Origin of the sequence: Paractinoplanes maris (assembly GCF_023544465.1) — a bacterium.
Taxonomy (GTDB): domain Bacteria; phylum Actinomycetota; class Actinomycetes; order Mycobacteriales; family Micromonosporaceae; genus Actinoplanes; species Actinoplanes maris.
In genome coordinates, this window is sequence record NZ_JALPVL010000002.1 from 183,359 (window position 1) to 209,536 (window position 26,178).

23 protein-coding genes, 1 pseudogene and 1 riboswitch are annotated in these 26,178 nt (G+C 71.8%); of the genes and pseudogenes, 7 read left to right on the top strand and 17 right to left on the bottom strand.

The genetic code is table 11. The features are described from left to right. Positions 1-12 precede the first annotated feature (12 nt). Complete coding sequence (gene glmS, locus NAG42_RS05700; RefSeq protein WP_250028595.1) at positions 13-1,896, bottom strand: glutamine--fructose-6-phosphate transaminase (isomerizing); 1,884 nt, start codon at positions 1,894-1,896, stop codon at positions 13-15. Positions 1,897-1,980: 84 nt separating this feature from the next. Between glmS and NAG42_RS05705 the strand changes: the two genes are divergently transcribed. Both NAG42_RS05705 and NAG42_RS05710 read left to right on the top strand, forming a co-directional pair. Further along, a complete protein-coding gene (locus tag NAG42_RS05705; protein ID WP_250028596.1) occupies positions 1,981-2,976 on the top strand; it encodes an MmpS family transport accessory protein in 996 nt (331 codons plus the stop codon). A gap of 64 nt (positions 2,977-3,040) precedes the next feature. Further along, entirely contained in the window at positions 3,041-4,222 is a 1,182-nt protein-coding gene (locus NAG42_RS05710; protein WP_250028597.1) for a pyridoxal phosphate-dependent aminotransferase, read from the top strand. A 170-nt stretch (positions 4,223-4,392) separates the two neighbouring features. Here NAG42_RS05710 and glmM read toward each other — a convergent pair whose 3' ends face one another. The 3 genes from glmM to rplM form a co-directional block, all read right to left on the bottom strand. Continuing rightward, positions 4,393-5,745, bottom strand: a complete 1,353-nt coding sequence (gene glmM, locus NAG42_RS05715) for a phosphoglucosamine mutase (RefSeq protein WP_250028598.1) — start codon at positions 5,743-5,745, stop codon at positions 4,393-4,395. A 144-nt stretch (positions 5,746-5,889) separates the two neighbouring features. Next, on the bottom strand, positions 5,890-6,414 hold the full coding sequence (gene rpsI, locus NAG42_RS05720; RefSeq protein WP_284044929.1) for a 30S ribosomal protein S9: 525 nt from the start codon (positions 6,412-6,414) through the stop codon (positions 5,890-5,892). Between the two features lie 20 nt (positions 6,415-6,434). Then, positions 6,435-6,878 (bottom strand): 50S ribosomal protein L13, encoded by a 444-nt coding sequence (rplM, locus tag NAG42_RS05725; protein WP_250001294.1) that lies wholly within the window; start codon positions 6,876-6,878, stop codon positions 6,435-6,437. A gap of 691 nt (positions 6,879-7,569) precedes the next feature. Here rplM and NAG42_RS05730 point away from each other — a divergent pair. Further along, positions 7,570-8,715, top strand: coding sequence for a uroporphyrinogen-III synthase (locus tag NAG42_RS05730; protein WP_250028599.1), 1,146 nt, complete (start codon positions 7,570-7,572; stop codon positions 8,713-8,715). A 276-nt stretch (positions 8,716-8,991) separates the two neighbouring features. Here NAG42_RS05730 and NAG42_RS05735 read toward each other — a convergent pair whose 3' ends face one another. The 4 genes from NAG42_RS05735 to NAG42_RS05750 are packed head-to-tail and all read right to left on the bottom strand — an operon-like array spanning position 8,992 to position 13,409. Continuing rightward, positions 8,992-9,606, bottom strand: coding sequence for a GTP-binding protein (locus NAG42_RS05735; RefSeq protein ID WP_250028600.1), 615 nt, complete (start codon positions 9,604-9,606; stop codon positions 8,992-8,994). Then, positions 9,587-9,949: a DUF742 domain-containing protein gene (locus NAG42_RS05740; protein WP_250001301.1), complete on the bottom strand. Its 363-nt coding sequence runs from the start codon at positions 9,947-9,949 to the stop codon at positions 9,587-9,589. The genes NAG42_RS05735 and NAG42_RS05740 overlap by 20 nt, the downstream gene beginning before the upstream one ends. 32 nt (positions 9,950-9,981) lie before the next feature. Further along, positions 9,982-10,389, bottom strand: a complete 408-nt coding sequence (locus tag NAG42_RS05745) for a roadblock/LC7 domain-containing protein (RefSeq protein ID WP_250028601.1) — start codon at positions 10,387-10,389, stop codon at positions 9,982-9,984. Further along, positions 10,386-13,409 carry a sensor histidine kinase gene (locus tag NAG42_RS05750; RefSeq protein ID WP_250028602.1) on the bottom strand — a complete coding sequence of 1,008 codons (3,024 nt, stop codon included), beginning with the start codon at positions 13,407-13,409 and terminating at the stop codon, positions 10,386-10,388. The genes NAG42_RS05745 and NAG42_RS05750 overlap by 4 nt, the downstream gene beginning before the upstream one ends. 416 nt (positions 13,410-13,825) lie before the next feature. Here NAG42_RS05750 and NAG42_RS05755 point away from each other — a divergent pair, with 416 nt between their 5' ends. The 3 genes from NAG42_RS05755 (at position 13,826) to NAG42_RS05765 (ending at position 16,962) form a co-directional block, all read left to right on the top strand. Further along, positions 13,826-14,983 (top strand): ABC transporter substrate-binding protein, encoded by a 1,158-nt coding sequence (locus NAG42_RS05755; protein WP_250028603.1) that lies wholly within the window; start codon positions 13,826-13,828, stop codon positions 14,981-14,983. After that, complete coding sequence (locus NAG42_RS05760) at positions 14,980-15,729, top strand: ABC transporter ATP-binding protein (protein ID WP_250028604.1); 750 nt, start codon at positions 14,980-14,982, stop codon at positions 15,727-15,729. Before NAG42_RS05755 ends, NAG42_RS05760 begins: the two co-directional genes overlap by 4 nt. Before the next feature lie 90 nt (positions 15,730-15,819). Then, positions 15,820-16,962: a hypothetical protein gene (locus NAG42_RS05765; protein ID WP_250028605.1), complete on the top strand. Its 1,143-nt coding sequence runs from the start codon at positions 15,820-15,822 to the stop codon at positions 16,960-16,962. Here NAG42_RS05765 and thiC read toward each other — a convergent pair. The 9 genes and pseudogenes from thiC to NAG42_RS05810 all read right to left on the bottom strand — a co-directional run bounded on the left by thiC (position 16,928) and on the right by NAG42_RS05810 (position 25,265). Beyond that, a complete protein-coding gene (thiC, locus tag NAG42_RS05770) occupies positions 16,928-18,469 on the bottom strand; it encodes a phosphomethylpyrimidine synthase ThiC (protein ID WP_250028606.1) in 1,542 nt (513 codons plus the stop codon). The two genes, NAG42_RS05765 and thiC, sit on opposite strands and share 35 nt — an antisense overlap. A gap of 90 nt (positions 18,470-18,559) precedes the next feature. After that, positions 18,560-19,321: a bifunctional hydroxymethylpyrimidine kinase/phosphomethylpyrimidine kinase gene (gene thiD / locus NAG42_RS05775; protein ID WP_250028607.1), complete on the bottom strand. Its 762-nt coding sequence runs from the start codon at positions 19,319-19,321 to the stop codon at positions 18,560-18,562. Between the two features lie 194 nt (positions 19,322-19,515). Next, a pseudogene (locus NAG42_RS05780) lies at positions 19,516-20,100 on the bottom strand (thiamine phosphate synthase); the annotation flags it as partial. Then, positions 20,094-20,843: a thiazole synthase gene (locus NAG42_RS05785; RefSeq protein ID WP_250028609.1), complete on the bottom strand. Its 750-nt coding sequence runs from the start codon at positions 20,841-20,843 to the stop codon at positions 20,094-20,096. The pseudogene NAG42_RS05780 and the gene NAG42_RS05785, both read right to left, overlap by 7 nt. A gap of 2 nt (positions 20,844-20,845) precedes the next feature. Continuing rightward, positions 20,846-21,049: a sulfur carrier protein ThiS gene (gene thiS / locus NAG42_RS05790; protein ID WP_250028610.1), complete on the bottom strand. Its 204-nt coding sequence runs from the start codon at positions 21,047-21,049 to the stop codon at positions 20,846-20,848. After that, positions 21,049-22,056 (bottom strand): glycine oxidase ThiO, encoded by a 1,008-nt coding sequence (gene thiO / locus NAG42_RS05795; RefSeq protein WP_250028611.1) that lies wholly within the window; start codon positions 22,054-22,056, stop codon positions 21,049-21,051. Before thiO ends, thiS begins: the two co-directional genes overlap by 1 nt. Further along, positions 22,053-22,688, bottom strand: a complete 636-nt coding sequence (locus tag NAG42_RS05800; RefSeq protein WP_438872369.1) for a thiamine phosphate synthase — start codon at positions 22,686-22,688, stop codon at positions 22,053-22,055. Before NAG42_RS05800 ends, thiO begins: the two co-directional genes overlap by 4 nt. Then, positions 22,682-22,793, bottom strand: a riboswitch (TPP riboswitch). Its footprint overlaps the gene before it by 7 nt. A gap of 164 nt (positions 22,794-22,957) precedes the next feature. Next, positions 22,958-24,604: an ABC-F family ATP-binding cassette domain-containing protein gene (locus NAG42_RS05805; protein WP_250028612.1), complete on the bottom strand. Its 1,647-nt coding sequence runs from the start codon at positions 24,602-24,604 to the stop codon at positions 22,958-22,960. 55 nt (positions 24,605-24,659) lie between these two features. Beyond that, the gene (locus NAG42_RS05810) at positions 24,660-25,265 is read right to left on the bottom strand and encodes a class I SAM-dependent methyltransferase (RefSeq protein WP_250028613.1); all 606 of its coding nucleotides are present in this window, start codon (positions 25,263-25,265) and stop codon (positions 24,660-24,662) included. Between the two features lie 96 nt (positions 25,266-25,361). On the opposite strand from NAG42_RS05810, the gene NAG42_RS05815 reads away from it, so the two are divergent. Next, positions 25,362-26,177 carry a hypothetical protein gene (locus tag NAG42_RS05815; protein WP_250028614.1) on the top strand — a complete coding sequence of 272 codons (816 nt, stop codon included), beginning with the start codon at positions 25,362-25,364 and terminating at the stop codon, positions 26,175-26,177. Position 26,178: the final 1 nt, after the last annotated feature.

Genomic DNA, 26,178 nt, shown 5'->3' on the forward strand with positions numbered 1-26,178 from the left:
CGGTCGGACGTTCTACTCGACGGTGACCGACTTCGCGAGGTTGCGGGGCTGGTCGACGTCGTGACCACGGGCCGAGGCGATCTCGCAGGCCAGGATCTGCAGCGGCACGGTGGTCATCAGAGGCGCCAGCAGCGTCGGTGTGGCCGGCACCGGGATCAGGTGGTCGGCGTAGGCGGCGACGCTGTCGTCACCCTCCTCGGCGATCACGATGGTGCGGGCGCCGCGGGCCCGGACCTCCTGGATGTTCGAGACGACCTTGTCCCGGATGACGCCGCGGCCGGCCGGCGAGGGCACCACGCAGACCACCGGTGTGCCCTCGTCGATCAGGGCGATCGGCCCGTGCTTCAGCTCACCGGCGGCAAAGCCCTCGGCGTGCATGTAGGCGAGCTCCTTGAGCTTGAGCGCGCCCTCCAGCGCCACCGGATATCCGACGTGGCGACCGATGAAGAGCACCGTCGAGGCGCTCTTGAGGTCGCGGCCGAGCGCGCGGACCTCCTCCATCGAGCCCAGCAGGGTGCGCAAGCTGTCGGGGGTGCTCTGCAGTTTCTCGACCACGGCGGCGACCTCGTCGGCATACATGACGCCGCGGATCTGAGCCAGGTGCAGGCCGATGAGATAGCAGGCGACCAGCTGGGTGAGGAACGCCTTGGTCGACGCCACCGCGATCTCGGGACCGCCGTGTGTGTAAAGCACCGCGTCGGACTCGCGCGGGATCGTCGAGCCGTTGGTGTTGCAGATGGCCAGGACGCGGGCCTTCTGCTCCTTGGCGTGGCGCAGCGCCATCAGCGTGTCCATCGTCTCGCCGGACTGGCTGATCACGATCACCAGCGTCGAGCGGTCGAGGATCGGGTCGCGGTAGCGGAACTCGCTGGCCAGCTCGACCTCGCACGGGAGGCGCACCCAGTGCTCGATGGCGTATTTGGCGACCATGCCCGCGTTGTAGGAGGTGCCGCAGGCGATGATGAAGATCTTGTCGACGTCGCGCAGGTCCTGGTCGGTGAGCCGCACCTCGTCGAGGACGATCTCGCCGCGGTCGGAGAGCCGGCCCAGCAGCGTGTCGGCGATGGCCTGGGGCTGCTCGGCGATCTCCTTGAGCATGAAGTAGTCGAATCCGCCCTTCTCGGCGGCCGAGGCGTCCCAGTCGATGTGGAACTCCTTGCCCTGCTGGGCCGAGCCGTCGAAGCCGGTGATCTCGATGCCGGCCGGCGTGATCAGGACGACCTGGTCCTGGCCCAGCTCGATCGCCTCGCGGGTGTATTCGATGAAGGCCGAGACGTCGCTGGCCAGGAAGTTCTCGCCGTCGCCGCGACCCACGACCAGCGGCGAGTTGCGCCGGGCGGCGACGACCGCGTCGGGCACCTCGACGTCGATGGCCAGCAGGGTGAAGGCACCCTCGAGCCGGCGCACCGTGCGGCGCATGCCCTCGGCCAGCAGCTCCGGCCCCTCGGCGTGACCCGACTCGCGCAGCGCCCGCACCTCGGCCGCGAGCAGGTGAGCGGCGCACTCGGTGTCGGTGTCGCTGGTGAACTCGACACCGGTCGCCTCGAGCTCGGCCCGCAGACGGGCGAAGTTCTCGATGATGCCGTTGTGGATGACCGCCACCCGGCCGTCCCGCGAGACGTGCGGGTGCGCGTTGCGGTCGGTCGGACCGCCATGGGTGGCCCAGCGGGTGTGCCCGATGCCGGTCAGCCCGCGGGCGATGCCGGGGTCGGCCGCCTCGACCAGTGCCTTCTCCAGGTTGGCGAGCTTGCCCGCTTTCTTCTCGGTCAGAACGGCGCCGTCGTCCACGACAGCGACACCGGCGGAGTCGTACCCGCGGTATTCCAGCCTGCGCAGTCCGTCAATAACGATGCTGAGCGCCGGTCGACCGCCGACGTACCCCACGATGCCACACATGGCCGTGACTCTAGCCGACGACCGCTCACCCGTCATGCTCGAGAAGCACCCTTTCGAGCACTCGGCCTGCGCAGAAAAGGCCGAATGGACGACAGCACCCTCGGACGGCTGGCGTCGTTGGCGTACCGTCGGCTACCGCGCCACGACAGCGCGCTCGCACCGGGAGACATGTTGAGCAATCAGCCCGACAATCGGCAGCCGGACGGCACCTCTGAGCCGACGGCCCCCGGCCGCCCGGCCTCCGGGCCGCCGTCCTACACACCCGGGTATGCGCCGCTGCCCCAGCCGCCGAACCCCGACTATCCGCCGACGTCCGAGTTCCCGGCCGTCCCGACGGATCAGTTCCCGGCGGCCTACGAGCCTCCGGCGCAGTACGCCCCGCCGCCGCCTGAGTACGCCCCGACCCAGTACGCGCCGGCCCAGTACACCCCGCCGGGTTCCGGCGCTCCGGGTTCGGGCGCTGCGGGGTACGGCCCTCCTGGGTACGGCCCTCCCCCCGGCCATCCGGCGCAGCCCGACCCGGGGCCGGCCGGCCGGCCGCCGCGCAAGAGCAAGCTGCCGATCGTCGCGGTGATCGTGGCGGTCACCCTGCTGCTCTGCGGCGGTGTCGCGACCGCGGGTGTGCTCATCGCGCGCAACGTCGCCGACCGGGCCGAGCGGGCCATCCCCGACCTGCCGACGGCCGCACCCCAGCTGCCCGACCTGCCGTCGGCCGCCCCGGACATCCCCGACCTGCCCACCGAGCTGCCGGATCTGCCCAGCCTGCCGGCCGCCCCCGATCTCAACGGTCGCAAGATCTCGGTGACCTACGAAGTGAGCGGCGAGGGTCAGGCGTCCCAGATCCTCTACGTCGAGAAGCTGGGTGACGCCCCCAAGCGGCTGCAGAACGTCGACCTGCCGTGGAAGTTCACCGCCGAGATGGAGACGCCCGCGCTGGTTTCGGTCGTCGCCATGCGGATCGGCACGTCGGAGGGCACGATTAGTTGCCGGGCTCTGGTCGACGGGGCCGAGGTGAAGCAACGCACCTCCAGCGCGAGCACCGTCGCCACGGCCACGTGCACCCACTTCGCCATCGACTGACCCGGGCGGCCGGGCCGACGCCGCCCGGCCGGGTGCGAACCGCTGAGCAGGAGGACGACCGATCTTGACGAGCGACCCGCTGGTCGAACGGATGCGCCCGTTCGGCACCACGATCTTCACCGAGATGTCCGCCCTGGCCACCAGCACCGGCTCGATCAATCTGGGGCAGGGCTTCCCCGACACCGACGGGCCGCCCGAGATGCTGGCGGCCGCGGCCCGGGCCCTGCGCGAGGGGTCCAACCAATACCCGCCCCTGCCCGGCATCCCCGCCCTGCGGGCCGCTGTCGCCGCTCACGAGCAGCGCTTCTGGCAGCTCGAGCGCGACCCCGGCAGCGAGGTCGTGATCACCGCCGGGGCCACCGAGGCGATCGCGGCCGCCATCCTGGCCCTGTGTGAGCCCGGCGACGAGGTCGTCACGTTCGAGCCGTACTACGACTCGTACGCCGCCTCGATCACCCTGGCCGGGGCCGCCCGCCGGCCGGTGACGCTGCGGCCGGGCGCCGACGGCCGTTACCGCTTCGACGAGGGTGAGTTGCGCGCGGCTTTCGGCCCGCGCACCCGGCTGGTGCTCCTGAACTCGCCGCACAACCCGACCGGCAAGGTCTTCACGCGGGCCGAGCTGGGCCTGGTCGCCGAGCTCTGCCAGGAGCACGACACCTACGCCGTGACCGACGAGGTCTACGAGCACCTGGTCTTCACCGATGCCGCCGAGCCGCACGTCCCGCTGGCCGGCCTGCCTGGCATGCGGGAGCGCACGCTGCGCATCTCCTCGGCCGGCAAGACGTTCTCGTGCACGGGCTGGAAGGTCGGCTGGGCCACCGGTCCAGCCCGGCTGGTGTCCGCGCTGACGCGCGTGAAGCAGTTCCTGACTTTTGTGAACGCCGGTCCGCTGCAGCCCGCCGTGGCCGTGGCGCTCGGCTTGGGCGACGACTACTTCACCGGCTTCCGCGATGAGTTGCAGGCCCGCCGCGACCATCTGACGGCCGGGCTGACCCGGGCCGGGTTCGCCGTGCAGCCTTCCGAGGGCACGTATTTCGTGACGGCCGACATCACGCCGATGGGTGGCACCGACGGCATCGAGTTCTGCCGCGAGCTGCCCGGCCGGTGCGGCGTGGTGGCCGTGCCGACGCAGGTCTTCTACGACAACCGGGAGGCGGGCCGCCATCTGATCCGCTTCGCCTTCTGCAAGCGGGAATCCGTGATCGACGAGGCCGCCGCACGCCTGGCCAAGCTGAGCCGGGCGTAGCCGGGCCGGGCCGGGCCGAATCGGCCGGGCCGGGCCGGCTCAGGCGGGCCGGGCTGAATCGGCCTGGTCGGGCCGGGCCGGCTCAGGCGGGCTGGGCTGATGCGGGCTGGGCTGAGGCGGGCACGAAAAAGCGGGCCGGCCCCGAGGGACCGGCCCGCTCCGAACGTCGATCAGGCGGCCGGGCTGGCCGACCGCACCTCTTCGGCGATCCGCTCGGCGACCTCGCGGGCGTGCTCCTCGGTGGCGGCCTCGACCATCACCCGGACCAACAGCTCGGTGCCCGACGGGCGCAGCAGCACCCGGCCGGTCTCGCCCAGCTCGTTCTCGGCCAGCGCCACGGCGGCCTGCACGGCCGGGGCCGAAGCGCCCGCCGCCCGGTCACCGACGCGCACGTTGATCAGGACCTGCGGCAGCGTGTGGACCACGGAGGCGAGATCGGCCAGCGACTTGCCGGTCGACGCCAGCTGGGCCATCAGGTGCAGCCCGGTCAGCACGCCGTCGCCGGTGGTGGCGTAGGCGGGCATCACGATGTGCCCGCTCTGCTCGCCGCCCAGTGCCAGCCCGCCCGCGGCCAGCTCCTCCAGCACATACCGGTCGCCGACCTTGGTCTCGAGCAGCTTGATGCCGGACTGCTTCATGGCGATCCGCAGACCGAGGTTGCTCATCACGGTCGCGACCAGCGTGTCGTCGGTCAGCGTCCCGGCGTCGCGCATCGCCAGCGCCAGGATCGCCATGATCTGGTCACCGTCGACGACCTCGCCCGAGGCGGTCACGGCCAGGCAGCGGTCCGCGTCGCCGTCGTGGGCCAGGCCCAGGTCGGCCCCCTCGGCCAGCACGGCGTCGCGCACCTTGTCGAGGTGCGTCGAGCCGCACTCTTCGTTGATGTTCAGGCCGTCCGGGTCGGCGTGGATCGCGATGACCTCGGCGCCGGCCTCCTCGTAGGCGACCGGGGCGACCTCGCTGGCCGCGCCGTTCGCGCAGTCGACCACGACCTTGATGCCGTCGAGCCGGTTGGGGACGGAGCCCACCAGGTGCTTCACGTAGTGCTCGGCCCCGTCGAGCAGGTCGTGCACCCGCCCGATGGCGGCGCCGGTCGGACGACCGAGCAGCCCGTGCCCGTCCGCGACAGCCTGCTCGATGCGCTCCTCCAGCTCGTCCGGCAGCTTGGTGCCGCCGGCGGCGAAGAGCTTGATCCCGTTGTCGGGCATCGGGTTGTGCGAGGCGGAGAGCATCACGCCGAGGTCGGCGTTGGTCTGGCCGACCAGGAAGGCGACCGCGGGGGTGGGCAGGACGCCGACGCGTACCACGTTGGCCCCGGCGCTGGTGAGCCCGGCGACCACGGCCGCCTCGAGCATCTCGCCGCTGGCCCGCGGGTCACGCCCGACGATCGCCAGCGGCTGGTGGCTGCTGTCGCTCTCGACCAGCACGCGCGCGGCCGCGACGGCGACGCTGAGGGCCAGTTCCGGGGTGAGATCGCCATTCGCGAGCCCGCGTACGCCATCGGTGCCGAACAGACGCCCCATAGAGGCTTCCTTTCCCCGGATTCATCCCTGAGGGAGAGACGAACACGGGTGCGTTGAGAAGGGAGGGGAACGCAAAACGGCCGGGCCGGCCCCCTCGAGAACATCAGGGGGGCGCAACCCGGCCGTGTCAGACTCGGCGCAAAATCAGCGCTTCGAGTACTGCGGAGCCTTGCGGGCCTTCTTGAGACCGTACTTCTTGCTCTCCTTGACGCGGGCGTCACGGGTGAGGAAGCCGGCCTTCTTGAGGGCGGGACGATCGTCGGGCTCGTTGGTGATCAGCGCCCGGGCGATGCCGAGGCGGAGCGCACCGGCCTGACCGGTGATGCCGCCGCCACGCAGGTTGGCGATGACGTCGAACTGCTCGGTCTTCTCCGAGGTCTCGAACGGCTCACGGATGAGCTGCTGGTGGACCTTGCTCGGGAAGTAGGCCTCGAGGTCGCGGCCGTTGCAGGTGATCTTGCCGGTGCCGGGGATGAGACGCACCCGGACGATGGCCTCCTTGCGGCGGCCGACGGTCTGGATGGGACGGTCACCGGGACGCGGGGCGCGGACCGGGGCCGGCGCGGGCGTCTCGACGACGACCACGGTCTCGGCGGGCGTCTCGACAACGACCGTGCCGGCGGGCTCCTCGACGGTCTCGACGACCTCGGGCTCGATAACGTCGGACATGCTGCTGCCTTCTCCCGCGCTCACTGCGCGATCTGGGTGATTACGAACGGCTGGGGCTGCTGCGCCGCGTGCGGGTGCTCAGCGCCCGGGTAGACCTTCAGCTTCTTGATGATCTGCCGCGCGAGCTTGTTGTGCGGGAGCATGCCCTTCACGGCCAGCTCGATCGCCTTCTCGGGGCGCTTGCTCAGCAGCTCCTCGTAACCGACCTGCTTGAGACCGCCCGGGTAACCCGAGTGGCGGTACGCCACCTTGGTCTGCCGCTTGTTGCCGGTCAGGGCGACCTTGCCGGCATTGATGATCACCACGAAGTCGCCGGTGTCGACATGCGGGGCGAAGGTCGGCTTGTGCTTGCCGCGCAGGAGAGTCGCGGTGTGGGTGGCCAGCCGACCCAGAACGACGTCAGAAGCGTCGATAATGTGCCACTGACGCTCGATCTCACCCGGCTTCGGGCTGTACGTACGCACAGAATTACCTTGTCTTGTCGTCGGTCTGGGGTCGCGCGCTGGTCGCGCCGAACGCGAACATCAAGCCCACCCGTGAGGGTGAGCCCGCAGCTGTCGCACAACAGCAGGCAACAATACCCGGCTGCGCGGCGAGTGGTCAAAACGTGGTGGGTCGCGAACAGATCGCGGTGCTGCACAGCGAAAGATCACGGTGCTGCCTCGCGAAGGATCGCGTCACGTTCGGTGGTCTCGCCCAGCGCGCGGACGCGACCTCCAAGAATAACCGTAGGCAAGCATACCCGCTCGCGCAGGCACGCCCGAAGCCGGGACCCGGCGTCACGAAGGTCACAGGTCGATGGCTCTTAGCAGGCTCGAAACAAACGGGACGCAGGGGCGAAATTCCTCACCGGCACGCTTCCGGCATGGGCAATGGTGCATACACCTCGACGACGCGGGACCGGCGCAGCCGCCGCGGTCGGGGACGACGCACTATTGAAAGGCCACCGTCAGGGTTGAGGACGGACCTGACGGTGACCGCCGGACCGGCTTCCCGGTCCGGCGAGGAGGAGTCGTGGCGCGTGCCGTGCGGAGGTACGGCGGAGAACGCAGGCGTGACATGGGAGCGGGTCGACGCTGAGGACGGCGGGCTCCGAGCGTGCCCTTCGGTGGACCGGACGGCCGCGCCACGACTTCTGACCAGCCGGCAGGCCGGATGAGCGAGCGTACGGGGGGAACGCGCCGGACGGTCATCACAGCGGCCGCCCTGGCCGAGCCGACCGCGTCGCTCTCCGGATACACGGTCGGGGTCACCGCCGACCGCCGGCGTGACGAGCTGGCCAATCTGCTCGAGAGCCGGGGCGCCCGGGTGGTGCTGGCCCCCGCGCTGCGCATCGTCCCGATCGCCGACGACGCCGAACTCCGGGCGGCCACCCGCGCCTGCCTCGACCTGCCGCCCGACATCGTGCTGGTCAACACCGGCATCGGCATGCGCGGCTGGCTCGAGGCGGCCGAGAGCTGGGGCCTGGCCGACCCGCTGCGCGACGCGCTCTCCCGGGCCTATCTGATCGGCCGCGGCCCCAAGGCGCGGGCCGCGATCCGCTCGGCCGGGCTGCACGACCAGTGGTCACCCGAGGGCGAGAGTTACGAGGAGGTCGTCGAGCACCTCAAGGCGCGGGGCGTCGCCGGCCTGACCGTGGCGATGCAGCTGCACGGCGAGAGCCAGCCCGAATACACCGAGGCGCTGGAGCAGGCGGGCGCCCGGGTGATCGAGGTCCCGGTCTATCGCTGGGCTCCGCCGACCGACCCCGCCCCGCTGCACCGCCTGGTCGACCTGATCACGGCCCGGCTGGTCGACGCGGTCACGTTCACCGCCGCCCCGGCCGTGCAGGCACTGCTGCGCACCGCGGGCCCCGCCGCCGACGCGGTCCTGGAGGCGCTCCGCCATGACGTCATGGCCGCCTGCGTGGGCCCGGTGACCGCCGGCCCGCTGCGCCGCCACAACGTCCCGGTCGTCACCCCGGCCCGGGCCCGCCTGAGCTCACTGGTCCGCACGATCGTCGACGAGCTGCCGCAGCGCGCCGTCTCCCTCAAGGTGGCCGGCCACGCACTCACGCTGCGCGGCCACGCCGCCATCGTCGACGGCGAGCTCCGCCCGCTGGCCCCCGCCCCGATGGCCGTCCTGCGCGCCTTGGCCGCAGTCCCCGGCCGCGTGCTCTCCCGGGCCGCCCTGCTGCACGCCCTCCCCCGAGGCGCCGACGAACACGCCGTCGAAATGGCCGTAGCCCGCCTGCGCGCCGGCCTCGCAGCCCCCGGCGTAATCCAAACCGTGGTCAAACGCGGCTACCGACTCCCCGTCTGAAGCCCACTACCCGACCGAGCCGACCGGGTTCGACGTACGCCGATCAGGCTCTCCGTCGAAGCCGGCATGGGATCGGTCCGCTCACGGTGGGTTCGGCGACGGCGGTGCGACTGTGGGGTTCGGGCGCAACCACTCACGCACGTCGCGCGGGTGGGGTGAGCGTCCTGGGCGCGCCAGCGCCCTGCTCGCCCCGCCCGCGCCCTCGGCGGGAGCAGCGATCCGCACTCCCCACCCCGCTACGACATCAAGCCTTTGATCTTGGTTTGGAAAGCCCACTCACACTCTCGCTGGATAGCCGCCTTGTTCGGCCACGAGCGTCGCCATGGCGTGTTCCACCACTCCCACCAGCACTTGCTTGACCGAGTCGCGATGCCTCGCGTCGCACATGACCAGCGGCACGTGGGCCGGGATGGCCAGCGCCTCCCGCACCTCGTCCGGCTCGTAGCGCGGCGCCCCGTCGAAGCAGTTCAGCGCCACCAGATAGGGCAGGTGGCGGTTCTCGAAGTAGTCGAGCGGGGCGAACGCGTCCGCGATGCGACGGGTGTCGACCAGCACGGCCGCACCGACCGCACCCCGGATCAGCTCGTCCCACATGAACCAGAAGCGGGTCTGCCCGGGGGTGCCGAAAAGGTAGAGGATCAGGTCGTCGGCCATCGTGATGCGGCCGAAGTCCATCGCCACCGTGGTGGTCCCCTTGCCGGGCACCTTGGACGCGTCGTCGATCCCCTGCCCGGCTGAGGTCATCACGGCCTCGGTGGTCAGTGGTTCGATCTCGGAGACCGCTCCGACCAACGTCGTCTTACCCACGCCGAAGCCACCGGCGACGACGATCTTCGCCGAGGTGATCTCCTTGGGTTGCGCCCCCGCCCGCTCAGAGCTTGCGAAGTCCACTCAACACCCTTTCCAGCAGATCCATCCGCTCCGTGAACCCAGTTTTGGGAGCGGCGCTGTGCAACGACAGCAGCCCATCGGCCACCATGTCCGCCACCAGCACCCGGGCCACACCCAGCGGAAGCCGGGTCAGCGCCGAGAGCTCGGCCAGCGATTGCGCCTTCGCCTCGCACAGCACGGCGATGCGGTATTTGTCGTGCCCGGCGAACCGGGACTCTTGCAGACCGGCCTGGCTGGCGACCAGGACCGCCTCGATCGGGATGTCCCGACGCGGCTCGGTGCGTCCGCGAGTGACCGCGTACGGGCGTACCAGGTTGCCTCTCGGGTCCTGTGGCTGGCCCATCGCGCGATCACCCCCTTCCGTCGAGCCGGCGACTAATGACTGACTGCTTCGCGTGCGGTCGGCGACAGCGAGGCACCGACCCGCTCGACCAGCAACGCCATCTCGTATCCGACCTGGCCCACGTCGCAGCTGCGCGCGGCCAGCACGGCCATCGAGGAGCCGTCGCTGATCGACATGAGGAACAGGTAGCCGCTGTCCATCTCGATGATCGTCTGGTTGACCGCGCCCGCGTTGAACATGCGGGAGGCGCCGTCGGTCAGGCTGACCACGCCGGACGTGATGGCGGCCAGTTGGTCGGCCCGGTCGGTCGGCAGATCGCGGGACGCCGCCAGCAGCAGGCCGTCGGCGGACACGGCCACGACGTGGGCGATGCCGGCGACGCTGTTGGCGAAGTTGTTGAGCAGCCAGCCCATGTCCTGCATGGTGGGGGGCCTGGTCACCGATCGTTCTCCTTAGCCTGGGTGAAGGACTCGGCGGAGCCGTCGGTCCGTCCACGTTGCACACCCCGGTGATACGCGGAAAGGAGCCCGCGGACCTCGTCGGGACTGCGCCTGTTCTGGTTGCGCGGCCCGGGCTGTACGCCGCCGGGCACCAGCTGCGCCTGGGGAACACGTTTGGGGAGACCGGACCGCGTGGTGCCGGCGTCGACGGGATCGGCCGCTGCCATCGCCTTCTGCCACCCCTCGTCGGCCGTGGTCCGCCACTTGTCCTCGGCCGCGGGACGCGGCTTCGGCACGGAGCGTCCATTGTGCCCGTTGCTCGACGGGGCCGCAGCCGGGGGCGCGGCCGGGGCCGGGGCCGCCGGAGCCGCGGGGGGCGGCGGCGAGACCGGCACGGGCGGTGGCGCCGGCGTCGGCGTCGGCGTCGGGGTTGGCGTCGGGGTTGCTTTCGCCGCGCCCGGCGAGCTGTTGGGCGGCGGGGCGTAGCCGGCGGTCGGCATGCCCCACTCCTCCTGGCTCGCCGCGTCGTGGTCGCGGAACCAGCTCTGCTGCATCTGCACGAAGATCGGTGAGTCGTTGCGCTCGTCGGCCGTCGGCGGGGCCGACACCGGCGGAACCGGCGGCATCGCGGCGAGCGCGGCACCCCACGAGCTGCCGGTCGGCGGTGCGGGCGGCGAGACCGGCTCCGGCGCCACCGGCCCAGGCGCCACGACGGGCGTCTGCATCGCCGGTGCCTGTGCGGTACGGGGCTGCACGGTCGGGGTCTGCACGGTGGCGGTGAAGCCGTTCATGGTCGGCGCGCTCTGGGCGTCGTCGACCGCCTTCGTCACCCGGGTCGGCAGCGGCGGACGGTTCGGCGTCGGCCGCACGTCCGGGTCGGCCGGCGGCCGCTGCGACGGGAAGACCGGCAGCTGGGGGTGCGCGCTCGGCGGCGGCGGGGTCGGCTCGTGCCACGGCTCGGGCGCGATCGCCGGCAGGGTCGCGGTGGCCGACCGGCCCGCGCGGGAGTCCCAGCCACCCCCGTACGGCGCGGTGCCGAGCTCCTGCGGCCGGGCCGGCGGGTCGATCCGCCGGCTGGGCAGCACCACGATCGTGCTCGGCAGCGTGACCTGGGCGACCGTGCCGCCCTCGATGTTGGCCCGCAGCTCGACGCGGACGCCGTAGCGGGCGGCGAGCCGGCCGACCACGGCCAGGCCCATCAGCCGGAACGCGGCCACGTCGACGCTCGGCGGCTCGGAGAGACGGCGGTTGAGCTGGTCCATCTGCTCCTCGGACATGCCGAGGCCGCGGTCCTCGACCTGGATCACCACGTAGTCGCGGATGCGGCGTCCGTCGGCCACCACGATCGTGTTGGGCGGCGAGAACCGGGTGGCGTTGTCGAGCAGCTCGGCGACCAGGCGGACCACGTCGTTGACGGCGAGCGCGGCGATCGAGATGTCGGTGTCGACCGTGCCGAACTCGACGCGGTTGTAGAGCTCGACCTCGGACTGGGCGGCGCGCAGCGCGTCGACCAGCAGCGCGTCCTCCCGGCGGGGGGCGCTGGAGTCGGCGCCCGCCAGCACCAGCAGGTTCTCGTCGTTGCGGCGCATCCGGGTCGCCAGGTGGTCGAGTTCGAAGAGCTGCGCGAGCCGCTTCGGGTCCTCCTCGGTGCGCTCGATCTGGTCGAGCTCGCCGATCATCCGGTCGACCAGCGACTGACTGCGCCGGGCGAGGTTGAGGAACATCGTCGAGACGCTGGTGCGCAGCGCGGCCTGCTCGGCCGCGACGCGGACCGCCTCGCGGTGGACCACGTTGAAGGCCTGGGCGACCTGGCCGATCTCGTCGCGGTTGGACAGCTTGATCGGGTCGCGCAGCTGGCTGACGATGTCGTCGGCCCCACCCTCACCGAGGTTGCGGGCGTCGCGCAGCCGGGCCACCGCGTCCGGCAGGTCGCGGTTGGCCACCGCGAGCGCGCCCTCCCGCAGCTTGCGCAGCGACAGGTTGAGCGAGCGGGCCAGGATGACCGCGAGCACGATGGCCAGGATCAGCACGAGCACGACCAGCGCCGACTCGATGGCCGCCTGGCGCACGACGGCGTCGCGGTCGGCCGAGGCCTGATCGACGACATCGGACTCGAGCTCCTGCTCGGCCCAGCGCATCAGGTCGACCACCGCGCCGAAAGCCTGGGCGATCTCGGGAGCCTGGACCCCGCCGCCGTTGCCGGCCCGGGCCAGCTGGGTGGCCACGCCGTCGAGCAGGTTGACCGCGTCACCGCTGACCACGTTCTCCACCAGGGAGCGCTGGGCCGGGTCGGCGACGAGGGAGAAAGCGAGCAGGGCCTCCTGCTGGCTGGTCTGGGTGGCGATGAACGCGGTGCGCTGCTCCGGGCTGAGGTCGCCGGTGATCTGGGCCGCGTAGGAGATGGCGCCCTGCTCGGCGGTGCCGGCCTTGGCCCGGCCGAAGGCGGCGATCGCGCGCAGCCGGTCGGCCACGTCGCCGTCGCCCGCGTACTGGCTGAGCGCCTCGGCGTAGCCGACCAGGTCGGTGATCACCACGCCGTAGCGGGAGACGACCTCGGCCACGGCGATGCCGTTGCGGTCGCCGACCGCGGTGCGGGTGGCGTCCATCGTGTTCAGGTGGTCGTCGATGCGGGCCAGCCGGTCGCGCACGGCGGCCGGTGGATCCTCCACATCGGCCCGGTGAGCACGGTAGATCTGGATCTGCGCGTCGCTGCCGGCCACGGCCGACTGGTAGGCGCCGGCCTTGGCATCCGGGTTGCCCAGATAGGCGGCGGCCGCCATGCGCTCGACGTTCAACAGCTGGGTGAGCCCGGAGATGTCGGTCTCCAGCTTGGTCAGTTCCTCGACGGTGCCCGCCTCGGCGGCACGTTGCCCGACATCGACCAGCCGGGTGGTGGCCAGCGCGACCACGGCGACCAGCGGGACGACCAGGATCAGGGCGAGCTTGGCGCGGATGCGGGCGTCTCGCAGGCGGGGGAAGACACCACGGCGTGCCACCTGGGTCGAGGATCCGGTGCTCACGACTTCTCCTCCGTGGTCTTCCCCATGGCTTTTCGCCCGCAGGACCTCGCGCGGCCCGGGAATTTCATCAGAACGGACATCCCTTTGGGAAGTCTGGAAACACCCGGAAACGAACTTCGTGTCCGAGTGCAAGGATTAGCGGCCGTTCCACTTTCGACAGGCGGAGCGCTTTGACGTGCGCGAATATATTGACCACGACAATCAGTGACGACTCGGTCACCGCGTACCCCCAAGATTTCAACCAGTATGTGAGACAAGCGTCTCGTTCCATCGATGAGGCGCCGCTTGACCAGGGGCCTTCACGTTGGCAAGGTTTGGCGCGATCGAACGGACACGCTGTCCGTGTCGTCGCCCTCCCCGGCAGACCACGATGGCGCCGGCGCTCCAGCCTTCCCGCCCCTCTAGGAGGCACCGCAGTGCGGCTCCCCCGCATCACCGCGGCCATCGCCGTGGCATCGATGCTTCTCGCCGGCGCGGCCGGCTGTACCTCGGACGACGACGCCCCCGACCGCAGCACCGTGGTGGTGGCGGCCGATCTCAACAACTCCTCGGCGGTCGACCTCGCGTACGCCCGGGCCCTGCAGCTGCGGATCGAGCAGATCAACGCCTCCGGGCAGCTGGGCGACCGGAAGCTGGAGCTGCGCACCCAGGACAACCGCAACGACCCGACGGTGTCGCTGCGCAACATCAGCACGTTCGCCGACGACCCGGCCGTGGCCGCGGTGATCAGCGGCATCTGCGACGCGTGCGTCGTCGGCGCGGCCAAGACGATCAACGACAAACGCATCCCGACGATCTCGCTGGCCGCCGCCGACCAGGTCACCAACCCGGTCGGCCAACGGCAGTACATCTTCAAGCTCGGCCCGAACTCCACGGACAGCGCCGCCGCGCTGGTCAGCGAGTTCACCCGGGCCGGGGTCAAGAAGATCGCGGTGCTGCACACCAACGATCTCTACGGCCGGGGCGCCAACACGGCCCTGACCGGCGCGCTGCGCGGCACGGGCATCACGGTGGCCGCCACCCGCGGGGTCAAGCCGGCCGCCAGCGACATCGCCCAGTCGGTCGGCACCCTGACCGACACCAAGCCGCAGGCGCTGGTCGTGCTCACCCCGCCCGACCTGGCCCAGCAGGCCGCGACCGACGCCTACGCCGCGAACTACCGCGAGGCCGTCTACTTCGACGCGGCCGCCGCGAGTGACCTGTTCATCCCCCGGGCCGCCGTCACCGCCACCAACAACGCGACGATGGTGTTCACCCAGACCCTGGCGATCGACGACGTGATTGCGACGACGCCGGCCAAGTCCGCCCGCAAGCAGTGGTTCCGCGACTACACGTCCCGGTACGGCAGCTACTCGGGAGTGGCCTCGTTCGCCGCGGACGCCGCCGACCTGATCGCCGACGCGGTGGCCCGGGTCGGCGCCGACCGCCCCCGGATCCGCGAGATCATCGAGACCTCCCAGGTCGACGGCCTCTCCGGCCCGATCCGGCTCACCCCCGACAACCACTCCGGCCTGATGCCCCAGGCGCTCACGCTGCTGGTGGCCCGGGCCGGCCGCTGGCGGCTCGCGTCATGATCCGCGTCGACCAGGTGTCCCGGACCTTCACCGGCCGCTCGGGCACGGTCGAGGCGCTGCGCGAGGTGAGCCTCGAGGTCGGCAACGGCGAGTTCGTGGCCGTGGTGGGCCGGTCCGGCTGCGGCAAGTCGACGCTGCTGCGGTTGATCGCGGGCCTGCTGCCGCCGACCGCGGGCCGCGTCGACGTGGGCGGCGAGCAGGTCGTCAAGCCGCGGCGGGACGTGTCGATGATGTTCCAGCGCCCGGCCCTGCTGCCGTGGCGCTCGGTGCTCGACAACGTGCTGCTGCCGGTGCAGATCTTCGGCTGGCGCAAGGCGCAGTATCGCGATCGGGCCCACGAGCTGCTCGAGCTGACCGGCCTGACCGGCTTCGAGAAACGGCTGCCGCACGAGCTTTCGGGCGGCATGCAGCAGCGGGTGGCCCTGTGCCGCGCGCTGATCGGGCGCCCGCAGGTGATGTTGATGGACGAGCCGTTCTCGGCCCTCGACCCGCTGATCCGCGAGGAGCTGTCGGGCGAGTTGCAGCGCATCCACATGGAACAGGAGGCGACCACCGTCTTCGTCACCCACTCGATCGACGAGGCGGTGCTGCTGGCCGACCGGGTGGTCGTGCTGAGCCCGCGGCCGGGCCGGGTGCGCGAGATCGTCGACGTGCGCATTCCCCGTCCGCGAACGCTGGGCCGGACGGCGCATTCGGACGAAGTCGCCCGGTGCAGCGCGTTGCTTCATGATCTTTTGATGGCCTAGCATTACTCTTCGTATATTTATCTGAGCGGGTTTTTAAGAATCGACCCCCGCTGTTGAGCGCATAGGCGAGGAAACCGTAACGTGCCGGGCATGGCATTTCGCACATGGGCGAAGTTGGTGGCAACCGCATTCGGCGCCGCGGCGCTGGTCGGCGCCGGTCAGCTGGGCCTGGCCTACGGGCTGGGCGTCCTCACCTTCTCCCGTGTCGTCGAGGTCACCGACCGTGACGCCTGGACGGCTCAGCTGGCCTGGGTCGCCTGGTTCGCCATGACCGCAGCGGCGGCCGGCGGGCTGGCCGGACGCGCCCACCTCACCCCGCGCGCGGGCGCCGGCACCAGGCTGATCGGCGGGATCGCGGCCGGTCTGGGCGCGGCCACGATCGTGCCGCTGACCATGCAGCCGGCCCGCAGTGCCGAGGTCGCCGGTGTGAACGCGGTGTTCGTGATCGGGGCGTGCGCGATCCTGGGCTCGGCGGCCGGCATCTTCGCCGCGTGGGCCGCCCTCGGGCGCAACGCCACCCGGTGGAACATGGTGGCGCTGGCCGCGGTGGTCTGGCTGCTCGCGCTCGTCTCGGTGGCGCCCTCGCTGAAGTCGGGTGACCAACCTTCCACCGTACGGCTGGGGGTGCTCGACGCCGATTTTGTGCCGGCCGACCTGGTCGAGCGGGCCTCGCTGTTCACGATGCCGGTGCTCGCCCTGATCTGCGGGCTCGCGGTGGGGCTGGTCGCCCGCCGCCGGATGTCCACAATGGCCGTCGCGCTGGCCGGGCTGGCCGGTCCGGCGCTGCTGACCCTGGCCTATCTGATCGCGGGCCCGGGCTCGGGGCGGGGCCAGGAATTGCCGTACTGGGCCGCCATGACCGCCGCCGGCGCGGGCGTGCTCGGCTCGGTGCTGGCCGCCGTGCTGGGCCGCGGCCCGGCCACCGACCGGCCCCGCAAGCCGAGGGCCGCCCCGCCCTCCCCCGAGCGCCCGCCGCTGCCCCAGCGCGACGCGCAGCCCGAGTCGGCGATCGCCAAGGCGGCGACCAAACCCGGACCGGGACTGCCCGGCACGGGGGCCGCCCAGGCGATCACCGGCCGTGCGTCGGTGCCCGCCCGGGCCGCCGTCGCCGCCCGCGCCGCGGTGGCCGCTCAGCGCCCCGACGAGGAACTGCGCCCGTCGGACACCGGCGTCATCACCATGCCTCCGTTCAACGGGTTCAGCCCGCCTCAGCAGCCGCCTCACCAGCGCTGAGCGGCACATAGACCCGGCTGCCACCGGCCACGAACTCGGCCGACTTGCGGCCCATGCCCTGCGCCTTCAGTTCGTGGCTGATCTTCATGGAGCAGAACTTCGGGCCGCACATCGAGCAGAAATGCGCCGTCTTCGCGGGCTCGGCGGGCAGCGTCTCGTCGTGATAGGCGCGGGCCGTGCCCGGATCGAGGGCCAGCTCGAACTGGTCCTCCCAGCGGAACTCGAAGCGCGCCTTGGACAACGCGTCGTCCCAGTCCTGCGCGCCCGGGTGCCCCTTGGCCAGGTCGGCCGCGTGCGCCGCGATCTTGTAGGCGATCATCCCGGCCTTCACGTCCTCCCGGCCGGGCAGCCCGAGGTGCTCCTTCGGAGTGACGTAGCAGAGCATCGCCGTGCCGAACATGCCGATCATCGCCGCGCCGATGGCCGACGTGATGTGGTCGTAGGCCGGAGCGACATCGGTCGTCAGCGGCCCCAGCGTGTAAAAGGGGGCACCCCCGCAGAGTTCGACCTGCAGATCCACGTTCTCCTTGATCTTGTGCATCGGCACGTGGCCCGGCCCCTCGACCATCACCTGCACGTCGTGCTCCCATGCCCGGTGGGTCAGCTCCCCGAGCGTCCGCAGCTCGGCGAACTGCGCCTCGTCGTTGGCGTCGGCGATGGACCCGGGCCGCAGACCGTCGCCGAGCGAGAACGTGATGTCGTACTCGGCGAAGATGGCGCAGAGCTCGTCGAAATTCGTGTAGAGGAAGTTCTCCTCGTGGTGGGCCAGGCACCAGGCCGCCATGATCGAGCCACCCCGCGAGACGATCCCGGTGACCCGGTCAGCGGCCAGCGGCACGTGCGGCAGCAACACCCCGGCATGGATCGTCATGTAGTCCACACCCTGCGCGGCCTGCTCCAGAATGGTCTCGCGGAACAGCGGCCAGGTCAGCTTCACCGGGTCGCCCTTGACCTTTTCGAGCGCCTGATAGATCGGCACCGTGCCGATCGGTACGGGCGAGTTCCGGATGATCGCCTCGCGGGTCTCGTGGATCCGCGGCCCGGTCGACAGGTCCATCACCGTGTCGGCTCCCCACCGGGTCGCCCAGGTCAGCTTCTCGACCTCCTCGGCGACCGACGAGGTCACCGCCGACGTGCCGATGTTCGCGTTGACCTTCACCAGGAACCGGGCGCCGATGATCATGGGCTCGGACTCGGGGTGGTGGCGGTTGGCCGGCAGCACGGCCCGGCCGGCCGCGATCTCCGAGCGCACCAGCTCGACCGGCACGTTCTCCCGGACCGCCACGAATTCCATCTCGGGCGTGACAAGCCCGGCCCGGGCCGACGCCAGCTGGGTGCGACCGGTCGTCCAGGGTGCGCGCAGCGGTGGCAGGCCCTGCTCGGGGTCGCTGCCCGGGCCGGACGTGTCGTAGAGCCGGACGGGATCGTTGCCGCCACTCAGCTCGACCGACACGAACGGCACCTGGATGTCGGGTCGCGGTCCCTGTACGTACGTCTTGCGCCTCATTCTTTTCCTCCCCTATCGGTACAAAACAGACGGATAATGGGCGCACGGATTCCCCGGGTCGCCCTGATCGGCCGGGGTCGGCCGGGTCGGCTAAGAGACGAAGTGGTTCAGCGGACCGGGTCCCGCGCCCAGCCGCCAGTCGCGCCCGCCCGTGAGCGCCGCGGTCACATATCGCTTGGCATTCCGTACGGCGGCCGGCACCGCATCACCGGCAGCCAGCCGCACTGCGATGGCCGACGAGAAGGTGCAGCCCGACCCGTGGTTGTTGAGCGTGGCCACCGGTTCCCCGGGCAGCGTCTCGGTCACGCCGTCGTGGTGCAGGACATCGATCGCCAGCTCGCTGCCGGTCACCACGACGGCGCGCGCTCCCCGGCGAGCCAGACGTTCCGCCGCCTCGGCCATTTCCTCGGCCGTCTCGACCGGGATTCCGGCCAGGGCGCCGGCTTCCTGCCGGTTCGGGGTCAGGACACAGGGGTACGCGACCAGGGGCGCCACCGAGGCGGTCTCCGCGAGCCGGGCGCCCGAGGTGGCCACGAGCACCGGATCGACGACCAGGTTGGGCAGACGATCGGCCCGGGCCAGCAGCAGTTCGGCCACGGCCGGGTCGCCGATCATGCCCACCTTGACCGCGGCGACCGGCAGGTCGTCGAGCACCGCGTCGAGCTGCGCCGCCACCACCTCGATCGGGATCGGGTGGATCGCGGTGACGCCCCGGGTGTTCTGCGCCGTGACCGCCGTGATGACCGAGGCACCGTACGCCCCGAGCGCCGCGAACGTCTTGAGGTCGGCCTGAATGCCCGCGCCCCCACCGGAATCCGACCCGGCGATGGTCAGCACCACCGGCGGCGTCACGACGGCCCCACCGGCGTTCGCCCCGCCCACCCGGCCGACGTGCCTGTGGATAACTTGAGCCCCGCCCCAGCGGAACCCGATAGGCTGCCCACCCTGGGTGGGGCGGCGGCTTCCGCTTCTGCTCCGACTTCCGCTGCTGCGCCTGCGCCGGCGCCGGCTCCGGTTGCTGCGCCCGCGCCCGCTCCGGCTGCTGCGCCCGCTCCGGCTCCGGCTCCGGCTGAAAACGCGCGGGACAGCTCGGCAGCCGTCCGTTCCGGGTCGCCGGATCGCATGATCGCGCCGAGCACGGCAACCCCGGCCGCCCCCGCCGCCGCGCATTCCGCCGCCCGCCTCGCCGAGTCGACCCCACCGAGCGCCAGCCACGAAACCCCACCCGCCAGCCGCCCCGCCTCCACCGCTCCCAGCGCCGGCCCATAACCCGGCTTCGTCACGGTCGGCCAGATCGGCGACAGCGTCACATAATCCTCAATGGACAGCTGCGGCACACCATGAGCCGAGCGCCCCACCAGTCCCACCGCACCAGCCGGCAACGGATCATTCGCGCTCAGATGCACCGCGTCCCCGCCCAGCGGATCCGGCCCGGCGACGATCAACCGCCCGTCCGGCACCACCGTTCGCAACGCCTCCGCCAGCGCGACCCTCTCGCCGTACGGAAGATCTCTCTCCCGCAGAACGACCCAGCCCGCGCCGCCGCGGACCGCCGCCCGCACCACGTCGACGACCGCCCCGGCCGCCAGCTTCCGGTCGGTCAGCACGACCAGCCCGCTCGGCGTCACCACTGGGCCAGCCCGTCATCCGATGTGGACGCCAGCGCGTGGAAGCGTCGCGGGATGCGCCCGGCCTGATACGCCAGCCGCCCCGCGACCACTGCGTGCCGCATGGCCGTGGCCATCGCCGCCGGATCGTCGGACCGGGTGATCGCGCTGGCGATGAGCACCGCGTCACAGCCCAGTTCCATCGCGAGAGCCGCGTCCGAGGCCGTGCCGATGCCCGCGTCCAGCACTACCGGCACGTCGACACTCTGCCGGATCAGCCGGATGTGGTGCGGGTTGGAGATGCCCAGGCCCGAGCCGATCGGTGACCCGGCCGGCATCACCGCCGCGCAGCCCACATCGGCGAGTCGGCGGGCCAGGATCGGGTCGTCGCTCGTGTACGGCAGCACCGTGAACCCGTCGCCCACCAGCGTCTCGGCGGCCCGCAGCAGTTCGATCCCGTCCGGCAGCAGGGTCCGCTCGTCGCCGATCACCTCGAGCTTGATCAGATCGGTCTCGAACGCGTCCCGGGCCAGGTGGGCTGTCTTCACCGCGTCGGCCGCCGTGTAGCAGCCGGCCGTGTTGGGCAGCACCCGCACGCCGAGCCGGTCGAGCATCGGCAGCAGCCCCGGCCCGGCCGCGTCGACCCGGCGCAACGCCACGGTGACCAGCTCGGTCTCCGACGCGACGATCGCCTCTTCGAGCGCGGTCAGGCTGTTCGCGCCGCCCGTGCCCAGGATGAGCCGTGATTCTTGGAAGAGTGCGGACATCGTCAGCCTCCCTGCGCCGCGGTGAGCACCTCGACGGAGTCGCCCTCGGTCAGCGCCCGGCCGTCCCAGGTCGACCGCGGCACCACTTCGCCGTTGACCGCGACCGCCACACCGCGCCGGGCCTCGGTGATGGTCTCGACCAGTTCCCGTACGGACAGGTCGCGCACGAACCCGTCGGAGCTGCGCCCGTTGACCGTCAGCCGCATCAGAACCGCCCCGGCGAGAAGTCGGCCAGCATCGGGTCGGCCTCGCCGGTGAGCACCAGTTCGGCGATCAGGTCGGCGGTGACCGGCGCCAGCAGGATGCCGTTGCGGAAGTGTCCGGCCGCCACCACCACGCGGTCGTCGAGCCGGCCCAGCAGCGGCGCGTTGTCCGGCGTGCCGGGGCGGTGCCCGGCCGTGGTCTCGGTGAGCTCACACTCGGCCAGGGCGGGCACCAGGTCGAGCGCCGCCCGCAGCAACTCGTGCACGCCACCGGCCGTGACCGTCAGATCGGTGCGCTCCTCCTGGGTCGCCCCGACCACCACTTCGCCGTCGGCGCGGGGCACGACGTAGACCTCGCGCCCGTCGACCGCGGCGTCGAGCACGTGCCGCACCAGTCCGGGCTCGCCGCGCAGCCGCAGCACCTGGCCCTTCACCGGCCGCACAGGCAGCCCGGTCAGCGCGGCCGTGCCACAACCGGCCGCCACCACGACCGTCCGGGCGTCCACGTCGGACACTGCCGTCACCCGCTTGGGGACGATCCGCGCGCCGAGCCGTTCCCGCAGCGCGCTCACCACCTTGCGCGGATCCACCTGGCGTTCCCGGGAGGAGAAGACCCCGGCCCGTACGCGGACCGACAGCGCCGGTTCGAGCTCGCGCAACTCCGAGGGGCGCAGCAACGGCAGCGCCTGCCGGGTCCAGACCCGCGCCCGCCCGGCCAGGTCGTCGGCCGTCATCGCCAGGCTGAGGGTGCCCGCGTCGTCATAGCCGACACCGACTCCCAGCTCCGCGGCGAAATCCGGCCACCGGTCGGCCGAACGCTCCATCAGCCGGATCAGGGCCGGGTCCTCGTGTTCGGACTCACCGCCCGGGGCGAGCATCCCGGCCGCCACGGGCCAGGCGGCGCCCTCGTCGCCGCCGTCGAGCACGGTCACGTCGGCGCCCCGGCTCACCAGCCGCCAGGCGATCGACAGGCCGACGATCCCACCGCCGACCACCACGATGTCGCTCATGCCACCGCCCCCGAAATGACCGGCGCACCGGAGGAGGCCGACCGGCCGTCGCGATCGTCGAGGGCCCGCAGGAAGGCGACCGTGGCCCCGGCCGGATCACCGGCGACGGCCGAGATCGCGGCCACGCCGTGGCAGTCGAGCAGTCCCACCCGCTCGGGCGTGATACCGGCGATCGCTATCACCGGAGTGCCGGGTACGGCCCCGGTCACCGCGGCGACGCCGGCCGGGCCGATCGGGTCGGGCAGCCCGGTCTTGCTGCTGGTCGCGAAGGCCGGACCGACGCCGAGGTAGGTCGCCCCGGCGGCCACCGCGGCGCGCGCGTCCGCCGGGTTGCGGCAGGTAGCGCCGAGGATGGCGGACGGGCCCAGTGCCCGGCGGGCGGCGGCCACCGGCAGGTCGTCGGCGCCCACGTGGACGCCGTCGGCGCCGGCCGCGAGCGCCACCCCGACCCGGTCGTCGACCAGGCAGAGCGCCCCGGCCGGGCGGCACAGCTCGAGGGCGGCCACCGTCAGGGCGTACGCCTCACGGTCGTGGGACTTGACCCGCACCTGGACGGCGACCGGGCCGTGGCCGAGCACGCCGCGGATGACGTCGAGCGAGTCGGTGACGATGTGCAAACGCGGAAACGACAACGGACGCTCCTCCCTGCGCCGGCATGATCCGGATCAGGTTCGACGGTCGGGGGCCGCGTCAGCCCCCCTCTCAGCCCGGTGCACCGGACTCCCGTGGGGTTGTGTTGCCTCGGACCATAACCCGGCCCGGGGCGAAAAAACTAGCGATCGCCGCCGGTGAGATGTGGCTCGGTTTTCCGACGGTTGCGGGGTTTGCAGACGGCGGAAAACCGCGCCACATCTCACCGGTTACCAGGCGATCGCCGCGGAGCGGAGCGACGCCTTCCAGCTCAGCGCACGTCCCAGACCGGTTCTGGAGTCTCGACGACCTCGCCGTCGCCCTGGAACAGCACGAAGCGGTCGAAGGACCGGGTGAACCAGCGGTCGTGGGTGACCGCGATCACGGTGCCCTCGAAGAGGCGCAGCCCCTCCTCCAGCGCCTCGGCCGAGGCCAGGTCGAGGTTGTCGGTCGGCTCGTCGAGCAGCAGCACGGTCGCGCCCGACAGCTCGAGCAGCAGCACCAAGAAGCGGGCCTGCTGACCACCCGAGAGCGTGCCGAACCGCTGGTCGCCCTGCGCCGCCAGCTCGTAGCGGTTGAGCGCCTTCATCGCCCCGGCCCGGTCCATTCCGGACCGATGGTCGTCGCCGCGCCAGAGGATCTCGACCGGCGTGCGTCCGAGCAGTTCGGGCCGGTCGTGGGTCTGCGAGAAATGACCGGGCCGGACCCGGGCGCCGAGCCGGGCGACACCGCTGTGCGCCACGTGGGCCAGCGGGGCCCCGTCGACCGGTTTGTTCTCGGCCTCGGGGTCGCTGCCGCCGGCCGCGAGCAGCCGCAGGAAGTGCGACTTGCCGGTGCCGTTGGCGCCCAGCACCGCGACCCGGTCGCCATACCAGATCTCGAGATCGAACGGGAATGTCAGGTCGTCCATCTCGAGCTGTTCGACGATCACCGCACGCTTGGCCGTGCGGCCACCCCGCAGGTTCATCCGCAGCGACTGGTCCTTGGGCGGCGTGGGCGGCGGGCCGGCCTCCTCGAACTTGCGCAGCCGGGTCTGGGCGGCCTGATAGCGCGAGGCCATGCCGTCGTTGAAGGTCGCTTTCTGCTTGAGCGACAGCACCAGATCCTTGAGCTTCTGATGCTCCTCGTCCCAGCGGCGGCGATTTTCCTCCATCCGGTCGTGGCGATGCACGCGAGCCTCGTGCCACGACGCGAAACCGCCGGGATGGGTCCAGGCGCTGCCGCCCTCGACGGCCACCACGCGGTCGGCGGTCTGGGCCAGCAGCTCGCGATCGTGCGAGACGTAGAGCACGGATTTGGGCGACTCGCGGAGCCGGGCCTCGAGCCAGCGTTTGCCGGGCACGTCGAGGAAGTTGTCGGGCTCGTCCAGCAGCAGCACCTCGTCGTCGCCGCGCAGCAGCAGATCGAGCGCGAACCGCTTCTGCTGCCCACCGGAGAGTGTCCGCACCGGACGGTGCCGCACCTCGTCCCACGGCTTGCCGAGGATCGCCACCGCCACGGTGTCGAAGAGCACCTCGACGTCGTAACCCCCGGCCTCACCCCAGGAGGCCAAGGCATTCGCGTACGCCAATTGGCTGCGCTCGGTGTCGTCGAGCGCGGCGGCCGCCTTGGCCAGCCGGTCGCCGGCCGCGCCGAGGGCGGGTGACACGAGGGAGAGGGCCAGGTCCTCCAGCGTACGGTCGTCGCCGATCATGCCGATGAACTGGCGCATCACGCCGAGCCCACCGGAGCGCGCGATCGTGCCCTCGGGCAGCGCGAGGTCGCCGGCCACCATGCGCAGCAGCGTGGTCTTGCCCGCGCCGTTCGGCCCGACCAGCGCGACCTTCGCCCCCTCGCCGACCCGGAACGCGACGTCGGCGAAGAGCCGGCGCCCGTCGGGCAGCACGTATCCGGCTCCGGCGACATCCACGTAACCCATGGCCGCCATCATCCCTGCGAGTGAGCGCTTTTGGCACCCGGATTTCGGTCGTGGCTCAGCTGGTCACGCGGAGCACGCGGAAGCCCTTCTGGCTGGCCACCCGGTCGACGTGCCATCCGCGCTCGACCAGCCAGGCGTGAAGAGAGTCACCGCCCAGGTGCCGGTTGATCACCAGCCAGGCCACGCCGACCGGGGCCAGCCGGGGCAGCCAGCGCTCCATCAGCGCGCGCAGCTCGGCCTTGCCCACGTGGGTCGGCGGGTTGCTCCAGATCTGGTCGAAGGTGACATCGGCCGGCACCTCGTCGGGCCCGGCCACCCGCACCCGCCCGGCCAGCCCCAGCGCCTCGGCGTTGAGCGCGGTCAGGTCGCGCGCTCGGGCATTCACGTCGACCGCGTGCACCACCGCCGACGGCGCCTCGGTCGCCAGCACACAGGCGATCGGCCCGTATCCGCAGCCGAGGTCGAGAAACGTGCCGGTGACGTCGGCCGTCGGCAGGCCACCCTTGCGCAGCAGCACGGCTGTGCCGGGGTCGAGCCGGCCCGCGCTGAACACCCCGGAGGCCACGGTCAGCCGATAGTCCCGGCCCGCGACGTTGAACTCGATCTCGCTGCGCACCTCGGGCGCGGCCGGTTCGGCACTGAAGTAATGGTCGGCGGTCACCACACCAGTCTGCCGCCGGATAACGCGCGACTGTCCGGCGGGGTGCCGCACATTGTGTGCGTTCATAGATCACCGTGCGCCTCTAGCGTGGTCGCCATGCGGTACGGCACCCCTTTTCGTCCAGCCCACCGCGCGACCGCCGACGGCGGCCTGGTGCTCCTGGTCCGCGGCATCGGATCGGGCGGTCAGCACCGGCCGCCGCCGGCGCCACCCCTCCCGCGCACCCGACGACCCCCGGCCCGCCGCCGGGCCGCGCCTCGCCCCTCCGTCGAGCCGCAGCGTGCCGTGCTGTGGCTGACCCAGGGCCTGGCCGGCGTGATTCTGCTCGGTCTGGCCCTGACGATCGGCTTCCTGGTGCTGTCCTCGGACCGGCACCAGCCGACGTCGGTCATCACGACCGCCCCGGGCCTGTTCACCGCGGACGAGCTGCGACCGGCGGGCGCCTCGGGGGCCTACCGCGTCGAGATGCGACAGAGCGGCGCCGACTGCCGCGAGGCCACCACCGGACAGCTGGGAGCCGTGCTGATGAGTCACGGCTGCAGCTCGGTCGAGCGGGCCGGGCTGACCGCCCCGTATCCCGGCGGTTATCTGGTCACCGCCGGGGCCTTCACCCTGGCCGACGCCGGTGCCGCCGCGGAGGTCGACGATCTCGTACGCGGGCTGGTCGAGACCGGGGACGGCGGGTTCACCACGATCCCGGCCGGGCGCGGCGGCGACCCGTCGACCGCGCAGGTCGGCTGGCACGTCCGCGGCAACTACCTGCTCTACTGCGTGATCACCCGGCCCGGCGGCGCGCTGGTGCCCGACGGCGACCCGTACGCGGCCCGGATCACCGCCGACCTCGTCGACACCCACCTCGGCGAGTCCCGGCCGGCACCCCCACAGCCGCCCGGCGTGCTCGCCGATTCCTGAG

Bases quoted from the DNA above. Each gene is read 5' to 3' on its own strand.
- thiS (WP_250028610.1), bottom strand. From the start codon at position 21,049: ATGCGGCTGACGGTCAACGGGCGCAGCTCCGACGGGTTCGTGCGCGAC.
- glmS (WP_250028595.1), bottom strand. From the start codon at position 1,896: ATGTGTGGCATCGTGGGGTACGTCGGCGGTCGACCGGCGCTCAGCATC.
- NAG42_RS05705 (WP_250028596.1), top strand. From the start codon at position 1,981: ATGGACGACAGCACCCTCGGACGGCTGGCGTCGTTGGCGTACCGTCGG.
- NAG42_RS05730 (WP_250028599.1), top strand. From the start codon at position 7,570: ATGAGCGAGCGTACGGGGGGAACGCGCCGGACGGTCATCACAGCGGCC.
- NAG42_RS05765 (WP_250028605.1), top strand. From the start codon at position 15,820: ATGGCATTTCGCACATGGGCGAAGTTGGTGGCAACCGCATTCGGCGCC.
- glmM (WP_250028598.1), bottom strand. From the start codon at position 5,745: ATGGGGCGTCTGTTCGGCACCGATGGCGTACGCGGGCTCGCGAATGGC.
- NAG42_RS05740 (WP_250001301.1), bottom strand. From the start codon at position 9,949: ATGGGCCAGCCACAGGACCCGAGAGGCAACCTGGTACGCCCGTACGCG.
- thiC (WP_250028606.1), bottom strand. From the start codon at position 18,469: ATGAGGCGCAAGACGTACGTACAGGGACCGCGACCCGACATCCAGGTG.
- NAG42_RS05815 (WP_250028614.1), top strand. From the start codon at position 25,362: ATGCGGTACGGCACCCCTTTTCGTCCAGCCCACCGCGCGACCGCCGAC.
- thiO (WP_250028611.1), bottom strand. From the start codon at position 22,056: ATGAGCGACATCGTGGTGGTCGGCGGTGGGATCGTCGGCCTGTCGATC.
- NAG42_RS05785 (WP_250028609.1), bottom strand. From the start codon at position 20,843: ATGTCCGCACTCTTCCAAGAATCACGGCTCATCCTGGGCACGGGCGGC.
- rpsI (WP_284044929.1), bottom strand. From the start codon at position 6,414: ATGTCCGACGTTATCGAGCCCGAGGTCGTCGAGACCGTCGAGGAGCCC.
- NAG42_RS05805 (WP_250028612.1), bottom strand. From the start codon at position 24,604: ATGGGTTACGTGGATGTCGCCGGAGCCGGATACGTGCTGCCCGACGGG.
- NAG42_RS05760 (WP_250028604.1), top strand. From the start codon at position 14,980: ATGATCCGCGTCGACCAGGTGTCCCGGACCTTCACCGGCCGCTCGGGC.